Annotated in this window: 19 protein-coding genes; 9 read left to right on the top strand and 10 right to left on the bottom strand. The window is 50.4% G+C overall.

Annotated elements, in window-relative coordinates; genetic code table 11:
• Nucleotides 1-115 precede the first annotated feature (115 nt).
• The 3 genes from L0Y31_RS13870 to nrfD all read left to right on the top strand — a co-directional run bounded on the left by L0Y31_RS13870 (nt 116) and on the right by nrfD (nt 6,337).
• Nucleotides 116-3,328 carry an efflux RND transporter permease subunit gene (locus L0Y31_RS13870; RefSeq protein ID WP_234733673.1) on the top strand — a complete coding sequence of 1,071 codons (3,213 nt, stop codon included), beginning with the start codon at nt 116-118 and terminating at the stop codon, nt 3,326-3,328.
• Nucleotides 3,309-4,763, top strand: a complete 1,455-nt coding sequence (locus L0Y31_RS13865; protein WP_234733672.1) for an efflux transporter outer membrane subunit — start codon at nt 3,309-3,311, stop codon at nt 4,761-4,763. The genes L0Y31_RS13870 and L0Y31_RS13865 overlap by 20 nt, the downstream gene beginning before the upstream one ends.
• A gap of 140 nt (nt 4,764-4,903) precedes the next feature.
• Nucleotides 4,904-6,337 (top strand): NrfD/PsrC family molybdoenzyme membrane anchor subunit, encoded by a 1,434-nt coding sequence (gene nrfD / locus L0Y31_RS13860; RefSeq protein WP_234733671.1) that lies wholly within the window; start codon nt 4,904-4,906, stop codon nt 6,335-6,337.
• A gap of 69 nt (nt 6,338-6,406) precedes the next feature.
• Here nrfD and L0Y31_RS13855 read toward each other — a convergent pair whose 3' ends face one another.
• From L0Y31_RS13855 to L0Y31_RS13835, 5 genes are all read right to left on the bottom strand, one after another.
• On the bottom strand, nt 6,407-9,508 hold the full coding sequence (locus tag L0Y31_RS13855) for an efflux RND transporter permease subunit (protein WP_234733670.1): 3,102 nt from the start codon (nt 9,506-9,508) through the stop codon (nt 6,407-6,409).
• 96 nt (nt 9,509-9,604) lie between these two features.
• Nucleotides 9,605-10,732 carry an efflux RND transporter periplasmic adaptor subunit gene (locus tag L0Y31_RS13850; RefSeq protein ID WP_234733669.1) on the bottom strand — a complete coding sequence of 376 codons (1,128 nt, stop codon included), beginning with the start codon at nt 10,730-10,732 and terminating at the stop codon, nt 9,605-9,607.
• A gap of 37 nt (nt 10,733-10,769) precedes the next feature.
• The gene (locus L0Y31_RS13845; RefSeq protein WP_234733668.1) at nt 10,770-12,074 is read right to left on the bottom strand and encodes a TolC family protein; all 1,305 of its coding nucleotides are present in this window, start codon (nt 12,072-12,074) and stop codon (nt 10,770-10,772) included.
• A gap of 148 nt (nt 12,075-12,222) precedes the next feature.
• Nucleotides 12,223-12,600 carry a hypothetical protein gene (locus L0Y31_RS13840; protein ID WP_234733667.1) on the bottom strand — a complete coding sequence of 126 codons (378 nt, stop codon included), beginning with the start codon at nt 12,598-12,600 and terminating at the stop codon, nt 12,223-12,225.
• Nucleotides 12,601-12,768: 168 nt separating this feature from the next.
• Nucleotides 12,769-13,026, bottom strand: a complete 258-nt coding sequence (locus L0Y31_RS13835; RefSeq protein ID WP_234733666.1) for a hypothetical protein — start codon at nt 13,024-13,026, stop codon at nt 12,769-12,771.
• Nucleotides 13,027-13,324: 298 nt separating this feature from the next.
• Between L0Y31_RS13835 and L0Y31_RS13830 the strand changes: the two genes are divergently transcribed.
• A complete protein-coding gene (locus L0Y31_RS13830; protein ID WP_234733665.1) occupies nt 13,325-14,104 on the top strand; it encodes an arylamine N-acetyltransferase family protein in 780 nt (259 codons plus the stop codon).
• A gap of 1 nt (nt 14,105) precedes the next feature.
• On the opposite strand, the gene L0Y31_RS13825 is transcribed toward L0Y31_RS13830, so the two are convergent.
• Nucleotides 14,106-14,603 (bottom strand): DUF1440 domain-containing protein, encoded by a 498-nt coding sequence (locus tag L0Y31_RS13825; protein WP_234733664.1) that lies wholly within the window; start codon nt 14,601-14,603, stop codon nt 14,106-14,108.
• A gap of 185 nt (nt 14,604-14,788) precedes the next feature.
• Here L0Y31_RS13825 and L0Y31_RS13820 point away from each other — a divergent pair, with 185 nt between their 5' ends.
• The 4 genes from L0Y31_RS13820 to L0Y31_RS13805 are packed head-to-tail and all read left to right on the top strand — an operon-like array spanning nt 14,789 to nt 18,300.
• Nucleotides 14,789-15,505: an orotidine 5'-phosphate decarboxylase / HUMPS family protein gene (locus tag L0Y31_RS13820; protein WP_234733663.1), complete on the top strand. Its 717-nt coding sequence runs from the start codon at nt 14,789-14,791 to the stop codon at nt 15,503-15,505.
• A gap of 35 nt (nt 15,506-15,540) precedes the next feature.
• Nucleotides 15,541-16,566 (top strand): zinc-binding dehydrogenase, encoded by a 1,026-nt coding sequence (locus L0Y31_RS13815; RefSeq protein ID WP_234733662.1) that lies wholly within the window; start codon nt 15,541-15,543, stop codon nt 16,564-16,566.
• A gap of 41 nt (nt 16,567-16,607) precedes the next feature.
• A complete protein-coding gene (locus L0Y31_RS13810) occupies nt 16,608-17,381 on the top strand; it encodes an SDR family oxidoreductase (RefSeq protein ID WP_234733661.1) in 774 nt (257 codons plus the stop codon).
• Nucleotides 17,382-17,415: 34 nt separating this feature from the next.
• Nucleotides 17,416-18,300, top strand: coding sequence for a sugar phosphate isomerase/epimerase family protein (locus L0Y31_RS13805; RefSeq protein ID WP_234733660.1), 885 nt, complete (start codon nt 17,416-17,418; stop codon nt 18,298-18,300).
• Between the two features lie 84 nt (nt 18,301-18,384).
• On the opposite strand, the gene L0Y31_RS13800 is transcribed toward L0Y31_RS13805, so the two are convergent.
• From L0Y31_RS13800 to L0Y31_RS13790, 3 genes are all read right to left on the bottom strand, one after another.
• Nucleotides 18,385-18,768, bottom strand: coding sequence for a hypothetical protein (locus L0Y31_RS13800; RefSeq protein WP_234733659.1), 384 nt, complete (start codon nt 18,766-18,768; stop codon nt 18,385-18,387).
• A 211-nt stretch (nt 18,769-18,979) separates the two neighbouring features.
• Entirely contained in the window at nt 18,980-19,573 is a 594-nt protein-coding gene (locus L0Y31_RS13795; protein ID WP_234733658.1) for a TetR/AcrR family transcriptional regulator, read from the bottom strand.
• 248 nt (nt 19,574-19,821) lie between these two features.
• Nucleotides 19,822-20,565 carry a class I SAM-dependent methyltransferase gene (locus L0Y31_RS13790; RefSeq protein ID WP_234733657.1) on the bottom strand — a complete coding sequence of 248 codons (744 nt, stop codon included), beginning with the start codon at nt 20,563-20,565 and terminating at the stop codon, nt 19,822-19,824.
• Nucleotides 20,566-20,748: 183 nt separating this feature from the next.
• On the opposite strand from L0Y31_RS13790, the gene L0Y31_RS13785 reads away from it, so the two are divergent.
• Nucleotides 20,749-21,669, top strand: a complete 921-nt coding sequence (locus tag L0Y31_RS13785) for an ROK family protein (RefSeq protein ID WP_234733656.1) — start codon at nt 20,749-20,751, stop codon at nt 21,667-21,669.
• Between the two features lie 62 nt (nt 21,670-21,731).
• Here L0Y31_RS13785 and L0Y31_RS13780 read toward each other — a convergent pair whose 3' ends face one another.
• Entirely contained in the window at nt 21,732-24,245 is a 2,514-nt protein-coding gene (locus L0Y31_RS13780; RefSeq protein ID WP_234733655.1) for a TonB-dependent receptor, read from the bottom strand.
• Nucleotides 24,246-24,298: the final 53 nt, after the last annotated feature.

Raw genomic sequence — 24,298 nt, 5'->3', positions numbered from 1 at the left:
TCAGAATGGATTTTCAGCAATATCGGCTTGAGCCAGATGGCTTGGCTGGTAAGGTATGTGATGTGCTTACGCCAACCGGGTAAGCTCGCATTTCTATTCAAAATCAAACTAAACTATGTTTAATACCTTCATAAAAAGGCCACTGCTTTCGGCGGTGATCTCAGTGGTGATTTTACTGCTTGGATTGTTGGCGTTAACGACATTACCCGTTACCCAATTTCCTGATATTGTTCCGCCTTCGGTTACGGTAACAGCCAACTATACAGGAGCCAACGCCCAGGTAAGTACCAAGGCCGTTGCCATGCCTATTGAACGTGCCATCAACGGGGTGCCGGACATGACCTACATGACCTCCATTTCCGGGAACGATGGTTCAACGCTGATTCAGGTGTTTTTTAAAGTGGGCACCGACCCCGATTTGGCCGCCGTCAACGTGCAAAACCGGGTGACCACCGTGCTGGATGAGCTTCCGGAAGAGGTTATTAAAGCCGGGGTAACGACCGAAAAGGAAGTAAACAGTATGCTGCTTTATCTTAACCTGATCAGCAGTGATTCAACGGTCGATGAGAAGTTCATCTATAACTTTGCTGACATTAACTTATTTCCTGAGCTAAAGCGGATTGATGGCGTTGGTTTTGTGGATATTCTGGGAGCGCGGGAATACTCCATGCGGGTATGGCTCAAACCGGATCGGATGACCGTTTATCAGGTTTCTCCCGACGATGTAATTAATGCCATTCGGAAGCAAAACGTGGAAGCAGCCCCGGGAAAAGCGGGTGAAAGTGCCGACCGTGATGCGCAGGTATTGCAGTATGTTTTGCGTTATACCGGTAAATTTTTCGAGCCAGCCCAATACGAAAACATCATTATCCGTGCCGAAGAAGGAGGCTCTATTTTGCGCTTGAAAGACGTTGCCGACGTTGAATTTGGCTCCCTGGACTACGGGATTTTGTCTAAAAATGACGGTCGCCCGTCGGCAGCCATCATGCTGAAACAGCGTCCGGGTTCTAACGCGCAGGATGTTATTAATAACGTGAAGGCCAAGATGGCCGAGTTGAAGGAAACAACTTTTCCTCCGGGCATGACTTACAACTTTGCCTACGATGTTTCGCGCTTCCTGGACGCTTCCATTCACGAAGTACTTCGGACACTGGTCGAGGCGTTTATTTTGGTATTTATCGTCGTATTCCTCTTTCTGCAAGACTGGCGCTCGACCTTGATTTGCGCTTTGGCGGTGCCGGTAGCCCTGGTTGGTACGTTTGCCTTCATGAATACCATCGGTTTTTCGATTAACTTGCTCACTCTGTTTGCGTTGGTTCTGGCCATTGGGATTGTCGTCGATAACGCCATCGTCGTGGTCGAAGCCGTACACGCCAAAATGCACGAAGAACACCTCTCCCCCCGGGCGGCAACCTTTGCCGCGATGAAGGAAATCAGCGGTGCCATCGTAGCCATCACGCTGGTGATGTCGGCGGTATTTATTCCGGTGGCCTTTCTGGATGGACCGGTCGGTATTTTCTACCGCCAGTTCTCTCTGACGCTGGCGATCTCCATTGTGATTTCGGGGATCAACGCCGTTACGCTGACTCCGGCCCTGTGTGCCTTGTTGCTCCGTCCCATACACGGCGAACAAAAAGGATTACTGGGCCGCTTTTTTGCTGGATTTAACCGAGGATACGATTCTTTATCGGGCAAATACCAGAAGATTCTGAGTCCGTTTGTGAACCGGCGGGTTGTTACCTGGGCTACTTTGTTTTTGTTCATTGCGGCCACCTGGGGCATTAATACCATTTTGCCCGCGGGCTTTATTCCTACCGAAGATCAGGGAATGATTTATGCCAACGTAACCACCCCCGTTGGCGCCACCGTGGAACGAACGGAGGAAGTGATGGATCAGGTGCAGGAAGCGGCGGCCACCATCGAGTCGGTCGAAAACGTATCTACCCTGGCCGGTCTTAGCCTGATGACCGACGGAGCGGGGGCTTCCTACGGCATGGGCATGATCAACCTGAAGCACTGGGATGAGCGAAAAGAGTCGGTCGACGACGTTATTGCCGTCCTGGCCGAAAAAACGAAGCACATCAACGATGCCAGCATTCAGTTTTTCTCCCCTCCTACCGTTCCTGGTTTCGGTAATTCCAGTGGATTTGAGCTTCGGATGCTTGACCGTACGCGAAGCGACGATCTGCAAAAAACCAAAAAAGTAGCCGATGACTTTATTGCCGCGCTGGAAAAACGCCCCGAAATCACCCGGGTTTTTACCAGTTTCGACCCTAGTTATCCTCAATACGTGCTGCACGTCGATCAGGAAAAAGCCGCCCAGAAAGGCGTTTCTATCGACAATGCCATGAGTACGCTGCAAACCCTGATGGGGAGTTTTTACGCCTCCAACTTCATCCGGTTCAATCAGATGTATAAAGTAATGGTACAAGCCGCACCGAACTACCGCGCGAAACCGGAAGATGTCCTGGCAATGCACGTAAAGAACGACAAGGGTGAGATGGTCCCCTACTCCAACTTTATCCGGCTGGAACGCGTCTACGGCCCGGAGCAGCTTACCCGCTACAACATGTTTACCTCGGCCATGATCAACGGAGAAGCCGCACCGGGTTACAGTAGCGGCGACGCGATCAAAGCTATTGAAGAAGTGGCGGCCAAAACCCTGCCACGGGGGTATGGCTTTGAATGGTCGGGTATGACGCGTGAAGAAGTGCTTTCGGGCGACCAGGCGCTTTACATTTTTGCGATCTGTCTGGTGTTTGTGTACCTCCTGCTGGTGGCGCAGTACGAAAGTTTGTTTTTGCCCCTGGCGGTGTTGCTCTCGCTTCCGGCCGGGATTTTCGGCTCGTTCCTCTGCCTGCAACTAGCTGGTTTACAGAACAATATTTACGCGCAGGTATCACTGGTTATGCTTATCGGTCTGCTGGGTAAAAATGCCATTCTGATCGTAGAGTTTGCCAATCAGCGGCAGAAAGAGGGACTGCCCATCATCAAAGCGGCCATCGAGGGAGCCGTCTCCCGTTTACGCCCTATTTTGATGACTTCGTTTGCGTTCATTGCGGGTCTGATTCCGCTTTGTGTCGCGTCCGGCGCTGGTGCGTTAGGAAACCGCTCTATTGGTACGGCAGCAGCAGGCGGGATGTTTATCGGTACGTTCTTCGGTCTTTTCCTGATTCCTGGTCTGTATGTCATTTTTGCCAAATTGGCCGAGAAACTGCAATCGAAAAAGACCATTGATGAAGACCACGATTCGTATGAAGAAGACGAGTCAGAACTGGTTCCTGTATTAACTCAAACCCACGTAAACGGTGCAAAAAAACATAATTAAGACCCTTCATTCTGCTGCTTATTTCGCGGTATTCGTTCTGGCATTAAGTAGTTGCAAAGTATCTGCCCCTTTGCAACTGCCCACCGCCACCCGGATGCCAGCCACGTTTTCCGGGAGTGCCGATTCGACCAATATCGGAGCGATGGATTGGAAGTCCTTTTTTACGGACGCCAACCTGATTAGCCTGATTGATACCGCACTAAACCGTAACCTGGACTTACAGGTTGCTACGCAGCGGATCGAGTTTGCCCGGGCTAGCTTTCTGTTGAGTCGGGGGGCTTTTGCTCCTGCGGTGAGCGCTGTTGCGTCGGTCGGTGTAGATCGGTACGGTGATTATACGCTAAATGGTATTGGTAATTATGACACGAACTTATCGCCCAATATTGACGGTAAGCAGCGGATTCCTACCCGACCAACACCGGACTATTTTCTGGGTTTTCGAAGCGCCTGGGAAGTGGATCTCTGGGGTAAATTGAGAGCCAGAAAACGGGCCGCTTACATACGTTTCCTGGCCTCTGAAAAAGGGCGTCATTTGATAACTACGTCGCTTATTTCCGAAGTTGCCCGCCTTTACTATACCCTGCTGGCGCTGGATGGTGAATTGGAAATCATTCAGGATAACATCGACTTGCAGCAGAAAGCCGTTGAACTGGTGGATGTGCAGAAACAAGCGGGCCGGGTGACCGAACTGGCCGTGCAGCAATTTTCGGCTCAGCTTCTGAACACACGCAGTCTGGCGGGGCAGGTTCAGCAACAGATCATTGAAACCGAAACACAGTTGAACAACCTGCTGGGGCGTTTCCCGCAACCCATCGTCCGTGGGCGCTCGATTCGGGAGCAGAACCTACCCGCCAATATTGCGGCGGGTATTCCGTCCCAGATGTTGCGCCGGCGACCAGATATCCGGCAGGCCGAACTGGAAATGGAAGCGGCCAAGGTAGACGTACAAGCTGCTCAGGCGGAATTTTATCCGGCTTTGGTTCTTTCCCCGTATGTGGGCCTGAACGCCTTCCGGGCCTCGGTGCTTTTCAACCCCGCCTCACTTGCCTTTGGTGTTCTGGGCGGACTAGCGGCACCCGTTTTTAACCGCCGGATACTTAAAGCCAATTATAATGTTTCCAATGCGCAGGCTCGCGAAGCTTTTTTCAACTACCAGAAAGCGGTTATCAACGGCTTTGGCGAAGTGTTCACGAACCTGAAAGGTCTGGATAACTACCGGCAGGTGGCCGAGCTGAAAAGCCAGGAAGTTACCGTTCTAGGCCAAGCCGCCTCAATTTCAAACGATTTGTTTGTTACCGGATATGCGTCATATCTGGAAGTGATTACGGCGCAACGCAGCGTACTGGAGGCCGAATTGGCCTTGATCAATACCAAACGTGCGGAATTCCTGTCGCTGATTGGATTATACCAATCGCTGGGCGGCGGCTGGCGTTAGGTCAAACCGTAGTCTGATTGAAACATCCTGATTTACCGCGCTTTGAAAAGGCTGGTAGGTCAGGATGTTTGCATTTATCTTGGTCTGGACCAAGATTATCCAGTTGGAAGTCGTGTAGGTTTGTCCCAAAATTTTGCGCCATGTCCAACCACGATCAGCCATACCATCCTACTTCAGACTCACACCACATTACGGCTTCCGTTCGGGCGCCACTCATCACGGGCGGGAAAACCTACGCCGACGTGACGGAAGACATTTGCCGACAGGTCGAAGGAAAACCCACCCGCGCCTGGATCATCGCTTTTGGCATTTCGTTCCTGGTTTTGCTTTACGGATCTGTCTGCGTCTTCTGGACCTGGTGGGAAGGGCTCGGCGTCTGGGGTTTGAACAAGACCGTGGGCTGGGCCTGGGACATCACCAACTTTGTGTGGTGGGTCGGTATTGGGCACGCCGGGACGCTGATTTCGGCCATTTTGCTGCTTTTTCGCATGAAATACCGGACGTCGATCAACCGGGCAGCTGAAGCCATGACCATTTTCGCCGTGATTTGCGCGGCTAGTTTTATCCTCATGCACGCCGGACGGCCGTGGCTCGCCTACTGGTGTATTCCCTTTCCGAACGCGTACGGCTCCTTGTGGGTTAATTTCAACTCGCCGCTGGTTTGGGATGTTTTTGCCATCAGCACGTACTTCACCGTCTCGCTGGTGTTCTGGTACATCGGCCTGATTCCCGATCTGGCCACCATTCGCGACCGGGCCACCCACCGCGTTTCCCGCTTTCTGTATGGCATGTTTTCGTTGGGCTGGAATGGCGGGGCGCGGACGTGGGCACGCTACGAATACGTTAGCTTGATTCTGGCGGGAATTTCAACGCCGCTGGTTTTATCGGTACACACGATTGTTAGTATGGACTTTGCTACGTCCGTTATTCCGGGCTGGCACACCACTATTTTTCCGCCTTATTTCGTGGCCGGAGCCATTTTTTCCGGCTTTGCGATGGTGCAGAACCTGATGCTGATTACGCGGGTCGTATTCAAGCTGGAAGATTACATCACGTTTGAACACATCGAATCGATGAACAAAATCATCACGTTGACCGGCTCCATTGTGGGTGTCGCCTACCTGACTGAGTTTTTTATTGCCTGGTATTCAGGCGTGGAATACGAACGATACGCGTTCATCAACCGTGCCTTCGGACCTTACTGGTGGGCGTATTGGGCCATGATGACCTGCAATGTGATTTCGCCGCAACTATTCTGGTCGCGGAAAATTCGGCGGAGCATTACCTGGACGTTTGTTCTGTCGGTAATTGTCAATATTGGTATGTGGTTCGAGCGCTTTGTGATCATCGTCACTTCGCTGCACCGCGATTATTTGCCATCCAGCTGGGCCATGTTTTCGCCAACCCTGTTCGACATTAGCGATTATATTTTTTCGTTCGGTTTATTCTTTACGCTCTTTCTTTTGTTCGCCAAGTTTCTGCCCGTTATCAATATGTTTGAAGTTAAAGCGATTATCAAATCCTCATCGGAGAAACCGCCGAAACCGGTTTATGCAGAGAAAGAAACCGTGTAAACCACCAAAGACAAAACCCGCTGGAAATCCGGCGGGTTTGTACACTTCCTCTTAAAACAAACTATAAGGTTATAAGTCAACGAGTGCTTTCTGACGGTAGAATACGTAAAACAAGAGCGGAAACACCAGCAAGGTCAGGAAGGTAGCCGTAATCAGTCCGCCAATCACCACGATCGCTAGCGGCTTCGACGTTTCAGACCCAATCCCAGTCGAAATGGCCGCCGGAATCAACCCGATGGCCGCCATCATGGCCGTCATCACCACGGGCCGCACCCGCGAAATGACCCCCTGCCGAATGGACTCGTTCAGCGACAGCCGATTGTGCAGGTTCTTTTTGAATACGGAGATCAGGATAACCCCGTTCTGAATACAGATACCAAACAACGCAATGAAGCCAATCCCCGCCGAAATGCTGAAGTTGACGTGCGTAATCAGCAAGGCCGCGATGCCGCCAATGATGGCGAAAGGCACGTTTAACAGCACTAGCCCCGCATCTTTGACATTCCCGAACAGCACAAACAGAATAAAGAAAATCCCCAATAAACTGATCGGCACCACCTGCTCCAGCCGCAATGTAGCCCGTTGCTGGTTTTCAAAATCACCCGCCCATTTGATGGTGTAGCCTTGGGGTAATTTCACGTTGGCGGTCACTTTTTGCTGCGCTTCGGTCACGGCTCCACCCATGTCGCGGCCTCGCACCGAAAACTTCACGGCACCATAGCGCTGGTTTCCTTCGCGGTAGATCAGGATCGGGCCTGTTTGAGTGTAAACGCGGGCGATTTCCTTGATGGGTATTTCAGAGCCATTCTGCGTCGGCACCATCAGGTTTCCAATCTCAGACTCGTTAGAGCGGAAGGGCCGGTCGTACCGGATACGCAGATCAAATTTGCGTTCGCCCTCGTAAATCTGGGTGGCTGCTTTGCCCCCGATAGCCATCTCGATGACTGCCTCGGCATCGGCCTTGTCAACGCCATAGGCCGCCAATTTCTGTTCATCAAGTTCGATCCGTAGCTCTGGCTGACCAATGTTCCGAATGACGCCTAAGTCTTCAATTCCCTGAACCGTAGCCAGTTGCTTTTGAATCTCGGTCGATTTTTCTTCCAGCGTATATAAATCGGGTCCGTACACTTTGACTGCAATGGAGCCTTTCACGCCCGAAACGGCCTCCGACACATTGTCCATAATCGGCTGCGAAAATCCGAAATCCACGCCAGGGAACACTTTCAGTTTCTCCTGCATCTGCCCGATGAGCTGCTGTTTCGTTAACCCACTTTTCCACGCTTCTTTGGGAAATATACTGACCAGAAACTCAATGTTGTAGAAACCCGTCGGGTCGGTTCCATCGTTGGGGCGGCCTGTCTGCGAAATAACGCCTTTCACTTCCGGAAACGCCTCGAACACGTGCCGCATCTGGGTTGTCAGCTTCACCGATTCGGGCAGCGAAATGCTCATCGGCATACTCGCCCGCACGTAAATTGACCCTTCGTCCAGTTCCGGCAGAAATTCCGTACCTAGCAGTTTAAAGCCCGACAAACCGATCACAACCAGTCCAACCGATACCAACAAAGTCAGTTTTTTATGGGCAAAAGTGAACCCAAAGCCGCGGGTTGCGTGGCGCGTCAGGAACTCGACAAATGGATTGTGTTTCTCACGAACGTTCTTTTTCAGCAGAAAGCTAGCCAGGACCGGAACCAGCGTCAACGTAAAGAACAAGGCCCCCAGCAGCGCAAAACCCAGTGTCCAGGCGAGGGGCGAAAACATTTTACCTTCTACTTTCTGGAACGAGAAAATAGGAATCAAACAGGTGATAATGATCAGCTTAGAGAAGAAAATCGCTTTTCCCATTTCGGTTCCGGTTTTGCGCAGAATGCCGAGCTTGGCCAGCTTGTTGAACCTTTCCATACCGTTATGATGCGCCATTTCGTCCAGCGTCACGAAGATTCCCTCGACCATCACCACCGCACCGTCCACGATAATTCCGAAATCTATTGCGCCCATGGACAGCAGGTTGGCCGACATTCCCTTTAAACGCAGACAGATAAAGGCAAACAGCAATGCCAGCGGAATAATGATGGACACCGTGATGGTGGTCCGCCAGTCGGCCATGAACAGGAACACAATGACGGTCACAAAAACGAGCCCTTCGATGAGGTTGTGCGTTACGGTGTGCGTCGCGAAGTGAATCAGCGTTTCCCGGTTGTAAAACGTGTCAATTTTGACGTCGGCGGGCAGAATAGTGCTGTTCAGCTCGTCAATTTTGGCTTTCACGGACTCAATCACCTCGCTGGGATTTTCGCCTTTGCGCATCACCACAATACATTCCACCACATCGTTCTGGTTGTCGCGGCCCGCCTGTCCCAAACGGGGCAGCGCCGATTCCGACACCTGGGCAACATTCCGCACCATGATGGGCGTGCCTTTGACGTTCTTGATGATGATATTCTCAATATCCTGGCTATTTTTCAGCAGCCCGATGCCACGTACCACGTACGCCTCGGAATTCTTTTCGATCACATCGCCACCCACATTGACGTTGGAATTGGCCACCGCCTGATAGAGTTGCAAAGGCGTAATGTCGAAGTTCTGCAACCGGCGCGGATCGACAGAAATCTCGTACGTTTTCACCTCACCGCCGAAGCTAACCACGTCGGCCACGCCCGGAACACTTTTTAACTGTCGTTCAATCTGCCAGTCCTGCAAAGTTTTCAGTTCGCGTGCGGTGCGGGTGCTGCTCTTGAGCGTGTAGCGAAAAATCTCACCGGTAGGGCCATACGGCGGCTGCACGTCTGGTTTGACGCCATCGGGCAACTCGACGCCGCCCAACAGGTTGTTAACCTGCTGCCGGGCAAAAGCATCATCGACCCCATCGTCGAACATAACTTTCACCACCGAAAGCCCAAAGAGCGTTGTTGAACGAACGTCCGTTTTTTTCTGCACTGAATTCAGGCCAATTTCCAGCGGAATTGTTACAAACTTCTCGATTTCCTCGGCGCTGCGGCCCGGCCACTGCGTGATGATCGTAATTTGGGTATTGGTAACATCCGGGAACGCTTCAATCGGTGTATTCTGGTAGCTGATAAATCCAGCCACTACGACCAATCCCGTCAGGAAGAACACGAAAAATCGGTTCTTCAGCGAGAAGGAGATTATATTTTTGATGAATTTATTCATGGCAATTTAAAGAGTGAATGAGCGAGCGAAAGAGTGAAAGCGATAAAGCGCGAAAGGATTTCGACACACTCTTTCACTCTTTATCGCTTTCACTCATTAATTTCCAAGTGCACTGTAAATGAGAAGCTGGTTCTGCGAGACGACCCGTTCGCCGGCTTGCAGGCCGCTGTTGAGGTAGGTTTTATCACCAATGGTTTTGAAGATATCTACCTCGCGCACAACCGGCTGGTTGTTTGCCGTTACGGCCACCACAAAGTTTCGGCTTTTGTCAAAGACGATGGACTTGGCGGGCACCGCCACGCGCTGGTCCTTCCCGGCGTACTGAAGGCTGACATTGGCAAACATTTCCGGTTTCAGCATGTAGTCCGAGCGTCCGGCCACGCGATTGGGCAGTGTTACCCGCACTTTCATGGTTTTGCTGTCGGGGTCAAGGACGTTGAAGATTTTATCAATTTTACCCTTGAAAACCAAGTCTGGGTACGAAAGCGTCGTGATGGAAGCTTCGTAGCCTTCCCGCACCTTGGCCAGATCAGATTCATAGACGTTCGCCAAGACCCAGACCTGATCCAGATTGGAGATGGTGAACAAGTTCTCGGGATCATCGGACCGTAGTTCCATGCCCTGCGAGGCATTTTTCTCTACCACAAAACCGTCAACCGGGGCCTTCACCACGTAGGTGGAACCGGAGCCGCCCAGAATGCTTTTGCGTTCGTTCACGCGGTTGACTTCGCCCTGCGCAGCCTGCAACTGCTCGCGAGCTGCCACCAAATCCCGCTGCGAATTAAGCCCCGATTTGGCCATATCTTCGGTAACCTGTAGGTTTTTCCGCGCTACTGATAACTGGCCTTTGGCGGCGATGGCCTGCTGTGCGAGGTCGGCCATATCGCCCGAACGGATGATGGCCAACACCTGCCCTTTCTTCACGTAATCGCCCAGATCAGCTTTTACCTGGTCGATGTGGCCGCCCACGAGCGGAAATACCTTCACCACTTTGTCCTGATTGAAGGTTATTTTACCGGTCAGTTTCAGTTCGTTATTGACGGTTGCTTCTTTGGCCGTATCCAGCTTAGCCGTTGTCAGTAAGTTAGGTGCGGTCGCAATTTCCTGCTCGGTTTCGCTTGCCGACGATTGGCAGCCTGTTAAACCACTGGATAACAAAGTGGTAACCACGAGAAAAAGGCCGACAGTTTGCGTATAACGGATACTTATTGATTTCAATTTCATCGTTTGTTTTGCTATCCGTAGCCGGACAGCGGCTTAATTATTGGGCGAATAGGTTTGTTCCAACGGCGTAGTTCAGCTCTTCCAGACTTTGCATCCGGTCGTTCTGTAGCTGCGTGTACTGAATCTGACTGACTTTATACGAATCGAAGAAGTCCAGAAACTCAACCACATCGATGTTCTGTTTTTTGTAGTTCACCGTAACCCCTTGAATCAGCTTGCCGAAATCGTCGTTGAAGCGCTGGTCAAACGTGCGGTACAGGCGGTCGGTCAGAAGGGCTTTCTGGTAAGCGCGCTGCACTTCGCTGTCCACCTGAAGGCGGTAGGCATCCGTTGCCTGCTGGCTGCTTTGGGTCCGGATGGTGGCCGCCCGGATATTGCCCTGATTTTTATTAAAAACCGGCAGGTTAATCCCTACGCCAAGACCAAAATAGTTTGGAATGTAACCGGCATTTCGGTCGTAGGTGGCCTGTACCTGCAAGTCAGGAACCGCCAGCGCTTTTTGCAACGTCAGGTTCTGTTTTTCCTGGATGACCAGATCGCGGAAGGCTTTCAGATCGTAGCGGTTGTCTTCCGCTGTTTTGTACAACTCATTGATTGACAGTTGACCGACGGCAGACGGAGCGGCTCCGTTCGGGCGCAACTCGTCAGGTCGCGCGCCCGTATTTTCCAGCGCTGGCTGAATGATCGTGGAAGGGCTGGCATTCAGTAATAGGGCCAGATCAGCCTGGTCGTCGGTCGATTTTTTAAGTAGCTGCTGCTGCTCCGTTGTCAGTGTAAACAAGTACGCTTTCAGCCGCGACAAATCTTTCAGCGGGACATTGCCTTTTTCGTATTGCTGCTGGAACAGGTTGACGGTTTGCCGGAGTGTACCGATTTCTTCCCCATACACCGCCAGCGACTGCCGGGTATAATACAGGTCGTAGAAGGTAGTTCGGAGCTGGTAGTTGAGTGTCCGCAGCAAGTCATAAAAGCGGTCGGCAGCAATCTCCGTATTAGTTTTAGCGATGGCCAGTTGTTTGTTTCGTTTGCCAGCCAATAATAAAAGCTGTTGAAACTGCAGAACTTGCTCCGAATTGCGTTGCCGCAACGGCATCACTTCTTTAGTTTGGCTGTTATAGGGCATCTGTTCAACGTAGATGCTTGGATTATTCCAGAGTTTGGATTGCCACTCATACGCCTGGTTTTCGCTGATTCCCAGCTTACTGGCCATGAGTTGAAGATTACGCTGCCGAAACTGCGCTTCAGCCTGGGGTAGTGTAATGCGCAGGGTATCCTGGCTTACCTGTGCCCGCAAGGGTGTTATAGCAATCCACCCAAAAACGAAAAGCAGTAGCTTTTTCATGGGGGTTATGTGTGTTTTAAGAGAAGAATGCGCCGGACCGTTCCGTGGAACAGTCGGCTTTGATTGTCAGGAAATTTGATGCAGAAATGAGTCAGTAAAACTCATTCGTGGGGAAGTGACAGCCCAAAGAGATAGGAACGGGCTGGGATTAAGCTTGTAAGGGAATGCGGAGCGAGCAGAAAAGCAGGTAATAAGGCAACGCAGGACCCGCCCGTTTTCCAACCGGAATTGTTGTCAGGCCGGCCGAGAGAACCGAGACGTTGCAGCTGGCCAATTGCATCGCCAGCGGTAAATCAAAAAGAGGCAAATAGTCGGTTGAACTAGAATCCTGCTCGTCTTCAGTTTGCAGTGAAGCAACGGCTGCCGCACCGTCTGTGTTACTAGGATTCTTCTCCTTTTCAGAAGAAACGACAGCACAGCCCAGGGAATGTGCAGGCCATAACTCCTGACCCATAGCCGGATAGACTCGGAGCGCTAACGCCCAGATTAGCCCAATGGCCAGTGCTATGTTTTTGAAGAAGCCCATGTAGTGCCGTATTGATGGGCCAAAGTAAAACTACTTAGATTTATAATGTATAAAATAAGCGTTAAAAAAGAGTTAAAAATACACAAAGATACATCATGAATTAGCTCATTAAGCTTCCAACTTCCTGTAGAGCCGTCAGTTCTTTTTTCTCTATCATTCGGCAAATCATTATTGAAAGAAAAGCCACTGAGTAAATACCCTTATTTCTACAGGCTCACACGAATGAATAACTTTTGTCACCTCCAACCATACGACCTGTTCCGGATCACCGAAAAGTTTTTTTAGCTCCTCTTTGGTGGGTTGTATCCAATCGCCCTGGTGTGGAATCATGGCGTTTGCCGTCATGATTGAACTGGTATCGAACAACAATCGCTCGGCTGGCCCGCCTTCACGGAGCGGATAAAATACTTGGATTTGGGTAGGCATACGTCAGGATTTTTTCTGATGCTGGCGAAAGCAAAATGCTAGAACCGACAAGTAATTAACGGCCAAATGAGGGCGGTCGTATTTCTGCGACGCAGAAAGATCGGCTGATAAACCGATCCATAAGTCAGTTCCTCTTCAAGGCTCAGAAAGTACAATTCAGCTATAAAAAACCACGCTTCAGCCAATATTACCTGGATTTAGGCCCTTTATAAGCGAACTTTGTTCCTGCAAAGCAATAGCTTTCCACTGTTCAGACGAAGTAAACAACAAATACCACCTTTCTCTTTCCAGACTGACTATGCAAACAAATTTGTATTTGAGACGGCTCGGTTATTCGGGATATTTAGATAACCCACTGGATGTATTAAAGCAACTTCATAAAAACCACCTCTTAACGGTTCCCCTCGAAAACCTGGATATTCATTACGGAAAGGAAATAACGCTGGATATTCCCACGCTGTTTCATAAAATCATTATCAAAAGGCGGGGTGGTTTTTGCTATGAGCTCAACAGTCTGTTTTACGAGCTTCTAAAGTCAATTGGTTACCAGGTCGAGATGATTTCAGGACGCGTCTACGAAGTGGAAAAAGGCTTTAAGGATGAATTTGACCATCTGGCGGTCGTAGCTCACATCGATGACGAATCGTGGCTGGTTGACGTTGGATTTGGCCGCCGCTTTGGGCACCATCCACTGCGCATCAACCTAAATGAGATTCAGGAAGACGAAACAGGCCGTTACCGCATTATTCAGCACGACAACCGTTATTTGGCCGTCCAGCAGCAGCACGAAATGGGTGATTGGGTTACGTCTTATATTTTTACGCTTGTTCCCCGCAAACTGTCGGAGTTTACCGCGATGTGCGATTTCCACCAGACTTCCCACGCTTCGTTTTTTACCCGCAATAAACTCTGTACCATTGCTACCCCAACTGGCCGAATAACGCTGACTGACAGTATGCTGAAAATTACCGAGCATGCCCGTGTCCATGAATTTCCGATTCTGGATTCAGAGGATTTTGAGCAGAAATTGACCGATTATTTTGGGATTCGGCTGCCCAAAATGGCCCTGGCCGCTTAACTCAAAAACGGAACGGCCGTACAAAAGACCCTCGATTTAACCGATAGTAGCGGTGGATGATCCACGAAATAGGCAGTCCCACCAAAAACATAAGCAACAATATTCCTACCAGAACATTTTGCCAGGTAAACGGTGTAGGTGGAACATTAGACAAGGGTAATACCACGAAATTCATGATTACCCATACGCAAATGCCATAGAGTAAGCCACTGGCGATCTTTTCCTTGCGCAGAAAAGGCAGGTACGGGAAAATAAAGAAGTAAACCAGTGTGAAGGCCAAGGCGATCAAATAGTGGAATAGAACGCCATAGCCAACCATGTCGATACCACCCGTAAACGCCTCCCGGCCAAAAAATCCGCTCGCAATGTATTTAAAAACAGGAATTGCCTTCATTTTACCCAAAACAACAACGGCTGCTAGTGCATCCAGTGTTCCGGCTACAAAGCCCGCCCATAGAATTGCCTTTAGCGCTGATGGCGAAGTAGTTGATAACGACATGGTAGTTTTGTTGTAAAAGCTGATCCTTTTAAATTCTTGCTTATTCACCTCATTCAGCGAATAATTTTAACCGTTAACTTCCGTAATAACGGCTAGATGCTGCAAATTGGCTTCAAAAATACTTATAATGCTGTAAAAAATAGCAAAAGTACTATCTATGAGGTATTTTCAGCTTTTTATACCTTATGAAGCCCATTGTTCAACTCTCGCTGGATTTAACCAATATTGACGAAGCGCTGGAAACAGCCGCCTTAGCCATGCGCGCCGGGATCGACTGGCTGGAAGCAGGGACACCGCTCATTCTCGCCGAAGGTTTGCACGGTGTACGTGCCTTGCGTAGTGCCTTCCCGAATGTGCCGATTGTGGCCGATCTGAAAACCATGGATGGCGGGTATCTGGAAGCCGAGATGATGGCTAAAGCGGGTGCTACGCACGTGGTAGTGATGGCCCGTGCCCACGACGAAACCATTCGCTGCGTGGTTCAAGCTGGTCGCGATTTTGGGGTTAAAGTTATGGGCGACAACATGGTTTGCCGCGATATGGTGGCGGGTGCCCGACGGCTTGAGGAACTGGGTTGCGACTACATTATTCATCACATTGGCTACGACGAACGGCGGGGAATTGCCGCGCGTGGCGAACGCATGCCTAGTCCGCTGGACCAGCTCCGGGAGGTTGTTCAGGCGGTGAACGTTCCCGTTCAGGCGGTTGGTGGACTTTCGCTGGAACAGGCCATTCGCTGTCCCGAATACGGCGCGCCGCTGGTGGTGCTTGGCGCTCCCCTGACCATTGATGCCGATTCGTTCAAAACCGCTTCCGGCGATCTGGAAAGCTCCCTCCGCCTGATTTGCTCTAAAATTCACGCCTATGGGGATGTTCCTGTTGGTACAATGCCCCACGTATAAAGTCCTGTTTATCTACAAGTTTACTAAACCCTTTCATGAAATCTGCCGCTGTTGTTAACTATGCGCCGGAAAAAGGCTCTGTTGAAATCCGTGAAATTCCCAAACCAATTATTGGCGACGAGGATGTACTCCTTGAAGTGGCCAACGTTGGCGTTTGTGGCAGCGACCTCCACCAGTGGACCTCCGACCACAGCTGGCCCGTTAATTATCCGGTTGTTTTAGGTCACGAATTTGGTGGTTACATTGCTGAGGTTGGCAGTCGTGTCGTAGGCTGGAAAGAAGGCGACCGCGTGGTTAGCGAGACGGCCGCCGTTATTGATCCGACCAATCCCATGTCGCGAAGTGGCCGCTACAACCTTGACCCCACTCGCAAAGGCTTCGGCTACGGCGTCAACGGAGCCATGACCCGCTTCGTTAGCGTTCCGGCCCGCTGCCTCCACGCTGTTCCGGCGGGTCTGGCTTTCGAAGAAGCCTGTTTGACCGAACCCTGCTGCGTGGCCTTCAACGCCGTTGTCGAGAACTCGCGCATTAAACCCAGTGACCGTGTGCTTGTACTTGGCCCCGGCACCATCGGTATTTTGTGCGCGGCGGTCGCTAAACTTTGCGGCGCGGAAGTAGCCATTGTCGGTCTGGAAGCCGATCGGCACCGGCTGGCCATTGCGCAACAATATGGCTGCGAAGCCATTATCGGTGATGCGACCGCCTGGGCGCAGGCCCGCGACGGGCTTGGTGCCGACTGCATTATCGACGCCGCCGGAATCAGTCTCACCTTGAAACTCGCTTTGCAACTGGTTCGCCCTAATGGCCACATCACTAAAGTGGGTTGGGGGGCACAGCCGCTGGGTTTTTCGCTTGATCCGCTTGTTCAGAAAAATGTTACGCTACAGGGGAGCTTTAGCCATCACTGGACCATCTGGGAACGCGTTTTGACTTTGCTGGCTAGCCGACAATTAGACGTGCGCCCCATTATTGGTGGGGTTTGGCCCATTTCCGAATGGCACGAAGCCTTTGAGAAAATGCACCAGGGCAGCGTAGTCAAAAGCGTGCTCCGCCCCATTTAAGGCCTTCTTTACCCCCGGGCAACTCTCAAAACGAAAGCCTCATGCGTCTAAAAAATAAAGTTATTCTTGTTACCGGAAGCTGCACTGGCATTGGCAAAGCCATTGCCGAACGTTGTGTAGCCGAAGGTGCCCGCGTTGTCGTTCACGGACTGGAACAGGAAATGGGAGAAGCGGTTGTGGCCAATCTAGGCTCTGACAAAGCCGTATTGCACATTGAGGACCTCACCGCTGAGCACGCCGCCCAGCATTTAGTTACCAAGGCTTTGCAAACTTTTGGTCGGCTGGATGCTGTGGTGAACAACGCCGCGCTGGTAGCTTCGTCCAACATTCATACTACCGACCTCTCTTTTTTTCGCAAGATACTAGAAATCAACACCCTCGCTCCGTTTTCACTCATTCAGGCTGCCTTACCCCATCTGCGGGAGGCACGGGGTTGTGTGCTGAACATTGGATCGGTTAACGCCTGGTGTGGTGAACCCAACTTGATGGCCTACAGCGTGTCGAAGGGGGCGCTCATGACCCTGACCCGCAATCTGGGTGATACGCTCCACCGGGAAGAGGGCGTGCGCGTTAATCAGATTAATCCCGGCTGGGTACTCACCGAAAACGAGGCCCAGCGAAAGCACGAGCACGGCCTTGCTCCCGATTGGTACAAAGACGTTCCGCCCCAATTTGCGCCTGCGGGTCGTATCCTGTGGCCCGCCGAGATCGCCGCCGCCGCTGTTTATTGGCTGGCCGATGAAAGTGGGCCCATTAGCGGCCAAGTCGTTGATCTGGAACAACATCCGTTTATCGGACGCAATCCTCCTAAATAAAAGCCCCGTTCTTTTTTACTTACGCTTTATTTCCATGCCTAAACTAGCTGCTTTTCCCAAAGCATTTATGCAAGCCCTCTGCAAAGACAGCACCATGCGCCTATCTGATTGGATCAAACTAGCCGTCAAACTCGACATTGACGGTCTGGAATGGTATGCGGGTTTTCTTGAGATGGCCGATGAAGCGGCCTGGCCCCGGTTCCGCCAGCAGGTTGAACAACACGGTAAAGTGATTCCCATGATGTGCTGCTCTCCTGACTTCACGCATCCGGACGCTGCTTTTCGCCAGCGGGAGATTACCAAACAAAAACGGTGGATTGATATGACGTATGCCCTGGGTGGTTCTTACTGCCGAGTGCTTTCCGGTCAACGCCGCCCAGAACTTACTGTTGATGAGGGTGTTAATCTAGCCGCTGAATGCATTGAAGCCTGTTTACCCTATGCCCAAGAGCATGGTATTACGCTCATTATCGAAAATCATTACAAAGATGATTTCTGGGAATATCCTGAATTTGCCCAGAAAATGGCCGTTTTTTGCCAGCTTGTCGAGCAAATTGAACACCCGAATTTTGGGGTGAATTATGACCCCAGCAATACCTATCTGGCCGGGGAAGATCCGCTGGAACTGCTCAAACGCGTTTCGCACCGCGTAGTGACCATGCACGCCAGCGACCGATACCTGCTTGAAGGAACCATTGCCGATTTGCAACGCGAAGAAAGCGGTTCAGCAGGTTATGCTAAACGGCTGCGTCACGGAGAAATTGGCAAAGGGCTCAATGATTACGACGCCATTTTCACGGAACTAAAGCGCGTTGGCTTTGACAGTTGGATCAGCATTGAAGACGGCGTGGATGGGATGGAGCAACTGGAACGAAGCGTTGCCTTTTTGCGGCACAAAATGGCGCAGTACTGGCCATAAGGTTTTCAAGACACAAAAAAAGCGGAAGCAACTGCCTCCGCTTTAATCATTTTCAGGTTGTATTACGTATTAAGGTCAATTCGGTTAACCGCGTCGGCTATCGTAGCGATTGTCGCGCCGATTCCGTTCGAGTTGGTAAAGTCGGTCGCGTTGGCTAGGCGTCAGTACCGACAGCATTTCGCGTTGCTTTTGCTGTTGCATCTGGCGGTAAGCATTTCGGTTGTTCTGGCTCCGGCGTTCGTATTTGTTTTGAATTTGTTGCAGATCCCGGACTTGCCGACGGCTTAAATTTAATTCACCGGCGTATCGTTCCAGACGTTCTTCCAGGCGGTCGTCGGCGTACCGTTCGTTACGCTGCTCATACCTGTTTTTCGGATCATATCTATCTCTGTCGTATCGGCCACTTGTTGTTGGTTGCTGGGTTGCGCAGCCACCCAGTGTCAATCCGACTGCGACGGCTACTATCATTAGTTTGTTCATTGTCGTTTTGTCTTTGTTCTTGTTGTAGCCGTTTGACACCGGGTTTTGTCAGAGGTTTAATGAGGTGATTTATTTTTAACAAAAAAGGTCGCCTTTCCAGGCGACCTTTTTTAATAGTAATGTTTTTATGTTACTAGCTTATGGTTTTCGTAGCTCTCTTCCTTCTTGATTGTCAAATCTGGTAGCTACCGATGTCCCCTTATTTTAGTCCACGTACGAACTTCCGGATTGCTTCCCGGTAAATTTGTTCCGATTGCTCAAGCGATTGTTTATTCCGAAGTAGCAGAGCCAGCGCAATCATGCCGTGTGACATTGACCACCACTCAAAATAAAGCTTCTGAATACTTTCTTTAGATTTGGGAATAAACGAAAAAATGATCAGTCGCACGACATCACTCATTTTTTCCATATCGTCTGAGTCACTAACAGGCAGTGCACAATAAGCACCGTTCAGGTTGTACATAACCTGGTATATTTCCGTGTTTTCCAGCGCAAATTGCCACTGGATCATTGACGTTTCGAACAACCGTTTTTCAGGGTCGCGGTAGAGATTTCTGATGCGTTCATATTCGCTTTGCAGGTAGCGAAAACCCTCGTTCCGAATTTCGTTGATCAGCACATCTTTGCTATCAAAATATTCGTAAACAACCGGAGCACTGTAATCAATAGCCTCGGCAATTTTTCGGATCGACACCGCCTGCCATCCTTCGCGACGAGCAATATCTTTCGCAGTTAGTATGATTCCGCTACGTGTCTGTTCTCTACTACGTTGCTTACGTTCCAGAGTTTCCATGTAGTTTGAGTATCAATTTAACAGTGTTAATTTAACCGTTAAACTAGCGAAATGATTTGACCTTTTCCTTAAAAAATCCAAATTACTTTATATAATCCAATTATAGTGCACAATCTTTATACTATACTAATAATTAGATACTTTACAAGGATTAATTAGCCGAACCTGCTCTGTTACCAATTGTTGATTAAACTAAACTACTTTCCACCGTAAATAGTAGGGCTTTCTATATGGGCTTAATGACCCTTCTAATCTGGTAATTTCTCGGCAAGAATCAACAAACGTTCATCGCCTAGTACAAATTCGCTGCCATCAAGGGCGGAAAAAGTTTCCGTGATTTCCAATCCAGCCTCCCTGAATAAGCGACGTAACTCGGCATAGGTATACACATAATGCTGAGCGGTTCGCGACTCGGTCTGCCCATTTTGTAAGTAGGTCAGGTGCGAGTTAATCCGGCTTTCGGCCACTTCGTATTCATTTTCCATCAAAAAAGTCAGATCGCCAATTTTCATCCAGCTCCGTTCCTGAAAATCCGGTAAAACGCTTTCGGCAACCATTCCGGTATCGGCCATAAACTTTCCCCCAACCGGCAATTGGTCCGCGATTTTCTGAAGAAAACGCCGCATGTCGTCGTATGGAAAAAAACTGAAACTGTTACCAAAGCAATAAGCCGCTTCGTAGCTCTGCTCCAGTGGGGCAACCATAAAATCAGCGCAAATACCTTTTATAGGCAACTGCTCGTCCTGGGCTACTGTCTGAATCTCCGCAATGTATTCTTCAGAAATATCCACGCCCGTCACCACACAGCCCAACCGGGCTAACTCAAGCGCGTGCCGTCCGTAGCCACAAAACACATCCAGTACCCGTTGTCCGGGCTGAAGCGCCAGCAAATCACAAATAAAATCGACCTCCTGGGCCGTCTGTTCCTCATCCTGGGCCTCTTTCCAGGCTTGCTGAACGAGACCGTGAAAAAAATTAGTATACCAGGGCATTTTGGGAAATCAATAAATAAAAATCACTTCAATGAAGACGCAATCTCGTGGTAGTTTTCAAGAATCCCAGCGGATTGGCGTAAAGATCCGGTAATTGATAACGATATTGGGTTAAATTCGCGCAATTTATGCAGAAACCTGCTGTTGCCCGATTGAATTCCAAACCATATTAATCGATTATCTATGCAAACCTACTGGGGAATCGACCTGGGTGGTACTAAAATTGAAGGTGCCATTTTATCTGCGCCTTCACCCGACGCCGTGGTTATCCGAAAGCGCATTGCTACCGAAGCCGATAAAGGCTACGAACATATCATTAGTCAGGTTGCCCGCCTTGTGGACATGCTGAAAGCAGAGACGGGCTACCAACCCGACCGGATTGGTTTTGGGACACCCGGCACCTTTGATCCCCGCCTGAAAGTGATGAAGGGCAGCAATACTACCTCCATGAACGGCAGAAACATGCCCCTTGACCTGGAAAAGGCACTGGGTACTGCGGTGGCAATCGCTAACGATGCCAACTGTTTCGCGCTTGCCGAAGCCACTTTAGGAGCCGTCCCCGAGGTGGCACCCGATTACCGCTGCGTTTTTGGCGTTATTATGGGTACGGGCGTTGGCGGTGGTGTGGTGTTTCGCGGGCACGATGGCGTTCCTTTTGTGCAGAATGGCTTGCAGGGAATTGGGGGCGAATGGGGCCATAACATCTTGGAAGAGAACGGTTACTCTTGCTACTGCGGCAAGCAGGGCTGTAACGAACAGGTTTTCTCGGGTCCGGCGCTCCAGCGTTTTTACAAAGACATTAGCGGCGATGAACGAAACTTGAAAGAGATTCTGGCCCGTCACGAGGCGGGTACCGACCCTTACGCAAGCCAAACCATCGACCGCTTGCTGGAATACTTTGGCCGGGCTATTTCGACGATTATTAACTTCATGGACCCCGATGCCATTGTGCTGGGCGGTGGCGTCGGCAACATTGATCTGCTTTATACGGAAGGGGTTGAACGGGCCAAGAAATACGTCTTTAACAACGGAGTTATCGACACGCACATTCTCAAGCCGAAACTCGGCGACAGCGCGGGCGTTTTCGGGGCAGCCATGCTCTAAGACATACTGTTATAAAAAAAGGGAAGCGCTGAGCTTCCCTTTTTTTATTCTTTTAATCCTTATTATTGCTGCTTGCTCTCTCCGCTTTCGCCCTGCTTCACGTCATCGTTGGTCACCGATTTTTTGCGGCGGCGCGATTGCTGATCGAAGCCCATTTTGCCAAACCGGTAGCTGAAGTTCACCCGTACGCCCCGGTTGTAAAGTCGGGTCAGGCTGCTTTGTGTAAATTCTGGAGTTTGTAGTTCGTTACGGATTTTGAACGCCTTCATCACAAAATTTTCTCCGGCCAGTCCGATGCTTCCGCGTTTGTTTTTGAAGTCTTTCTTCACACCCAGACTATAGAACGTAAATCCGCCCTGCGTTCCCTGAAGCTGCACGCGTCTTCCCTGCGAAAAAGCAAAGCCCTGGAAACCCCAGCCGCTTTTCAATTGCAGGCTAGTAAACAGCCGTCCACTCACGACCATACCGCTATTGCTGAACCGGGGCTGTCCGTTGTTGCCATTGTTGCTCAGGTAAGCATAGAAAGCTTCCGCACCACCACCGATTTGCCATTTGGAAAATAGCGTCAGGTTTCCGAAAACGTTGGCGCCATAGGCATCCTGTTTCCCAATATTCTGGAAAGTCGTCTGGATAGTATCCGTGCCGATTAGCTGGCGCACACTTTCAATCGAATTATTTGTCGTGCGGCCATAGCCCGTAAAATTCAGGTAAAGCGTTTTTATCGTTGTACTGTATGTCAACTCAACGTTATCGGTTAGCTCCGGCCGCAGATACGGATTTCCGAATGAGATATTGCGCGGGTTGGCCGCATTGACATTCGGATTCAGGAACTGAATACCGGGACGTTGCAAACGACGGTTATACCCTAATCGTAGCATTTTACCGCCTTTCAGGGCTTTCGAGATGTTGACGCTCGGCACAAAATTACCGTAATCGGGCACATCGATTTTCTGCTCCGCGCTAAAAGTGGCGTTGATCATCGTGTATTCATACCGCCCCCCTACTTTAAACGTATACTTGTTCTTGGTCGAATACGTATACGACAGATAAGAAGCCACCACGTTCTGATCGTAGTTCAGCATGTTAGCCGGACGATTCGGGTTCAGTTGGTAAGCGCCGTTCGCTCCTTCGGCAATCAGGTATTGATACGTGCTTTCAACCTGCCGGAAAATGCCTTTACCACCTAGTTCCAACTGCTGGTTAGCACGGATGGGCGTCTGGTAGTCCGCCTGAATGGTAGTTTCCTGGTTAAAGCTGCCGTTATCGTTGCGTTCGCGGCCCACAATCGTTTTGTTGCCATCGAGCAGGTCAGCCACAAAGTCGTTCGTACGGTTATTCCGACTAAAAAGCGTCAGGATACTGAATTCCTGTTGGGGCTTTTTCAGCGTTCGGGTGTAGTCCACGTTCACGTCAACCGTCCCCGACAAGTCTTTGATATCCACATCGCGGATAGGCGTACCCGCGGCGGGTGTCGTAATGAGGTACTGCGAGTTTGTCCCGTTGCGAGCGCCATAACGGACACCAGCCGTAACCACGTTATTTTTATTAATGTCGTAATCCCAACCTAACTGATACGTACCGAACGTAAACTGGTTCTTGGTGTCAGCCGTTTGCCGGGTTACATACGTCGCCCCGTCCCGAATACTGGTCTGGGTGTTGTCGAACGTACCTTTAATGTTGTAGTTGGCCCGTCCGAAGCCGCTCAGCGTAAAGCCCATTTTGCCCGTCCGCAGGTTTCCGTTTACGCCCAGGTTAGAGCCCCGGTTACCGGCACCCACGTCCACGCTGAGCGTGGCTCCCTGCAAGTTGTTTTTCTTGGTAATGACGTTGATAATCCCCGCCGAGCCTTCCGCATCGTATTTAGCCGATGGCGACGTAATCACCTCCACCGACTTAATCATATCCGCTGGAATTTGCTTCAGGGCATCGGCCACGCTGCTGGCAATGATGGTCGAAGGCTTGTTGTTGATCAAAACCCGCACGTTCTGGCTGCCCCGCAGGGTAACGTTTCCGTCCAGGTCAACCGATAACAGGGGCACACGGCGCATGACGTCGGTCGCATCACCGCCCTTGGTAGTCAGGTCTTTTTCGGCGTTGTAAACCAGGCGGTCCACTTTCTCTTCGATCATGGCTGCCTGACCAGTCACCGTTACTTCTTTCAGCGTCTTAACATCCGGCGCAATTTGCACATTCCCAAGGTTGATGTCTGTACCCCGGTCGATTTTAACCAGACCGCTTTCCTTCAATCTATACCCAATAAATGAAAACTGAACGCGGTAATTTCCGTTCGCTACTTTCGTCAGCGCAAATTTTCCTTTGTCGTCCGTAGTTGTTCCGTCGATGGGCTTATTCGTTTCGAGGCTAATCAGGGCTACCGTTGCAAATTCGACGGGCTTTTTTGTGGTTGAATCCACCAAAACACCCACTATTTTACCATTTCCGCGTGGTGTGTTGTCGTTTGCCGTGCCGGGAATGGCGACAGCGGGTCGATTGCCAGGATTTCCGCCTACTGGTGCCGTTTGGGCCAGCGCAACCGTGGAGCAACCTAAAAATAAAAGCAATAGATTTTTCTTCATATAGAGAGTTTACTGGACTTTTCCTGGTGAAAAAGCCTACAAATATTGGTTAG

The sequence above is a fragment of the Tellurirhabdus bombi genome, assembly GCF_021484805.1.
Taxonomy (GTDB): domain Bacteria; phylum Bacteroidota; class Bacteroidia; order Cytophagales; family Spirosomataceae; genus Tellurirhabdus; species Tellurirhabdus bombi.
The sequence above is the reverse complement of the archived record's forward strand: the minus strand, read 5'-3'. Positions and strand labels throughout refer to the sequence as shown.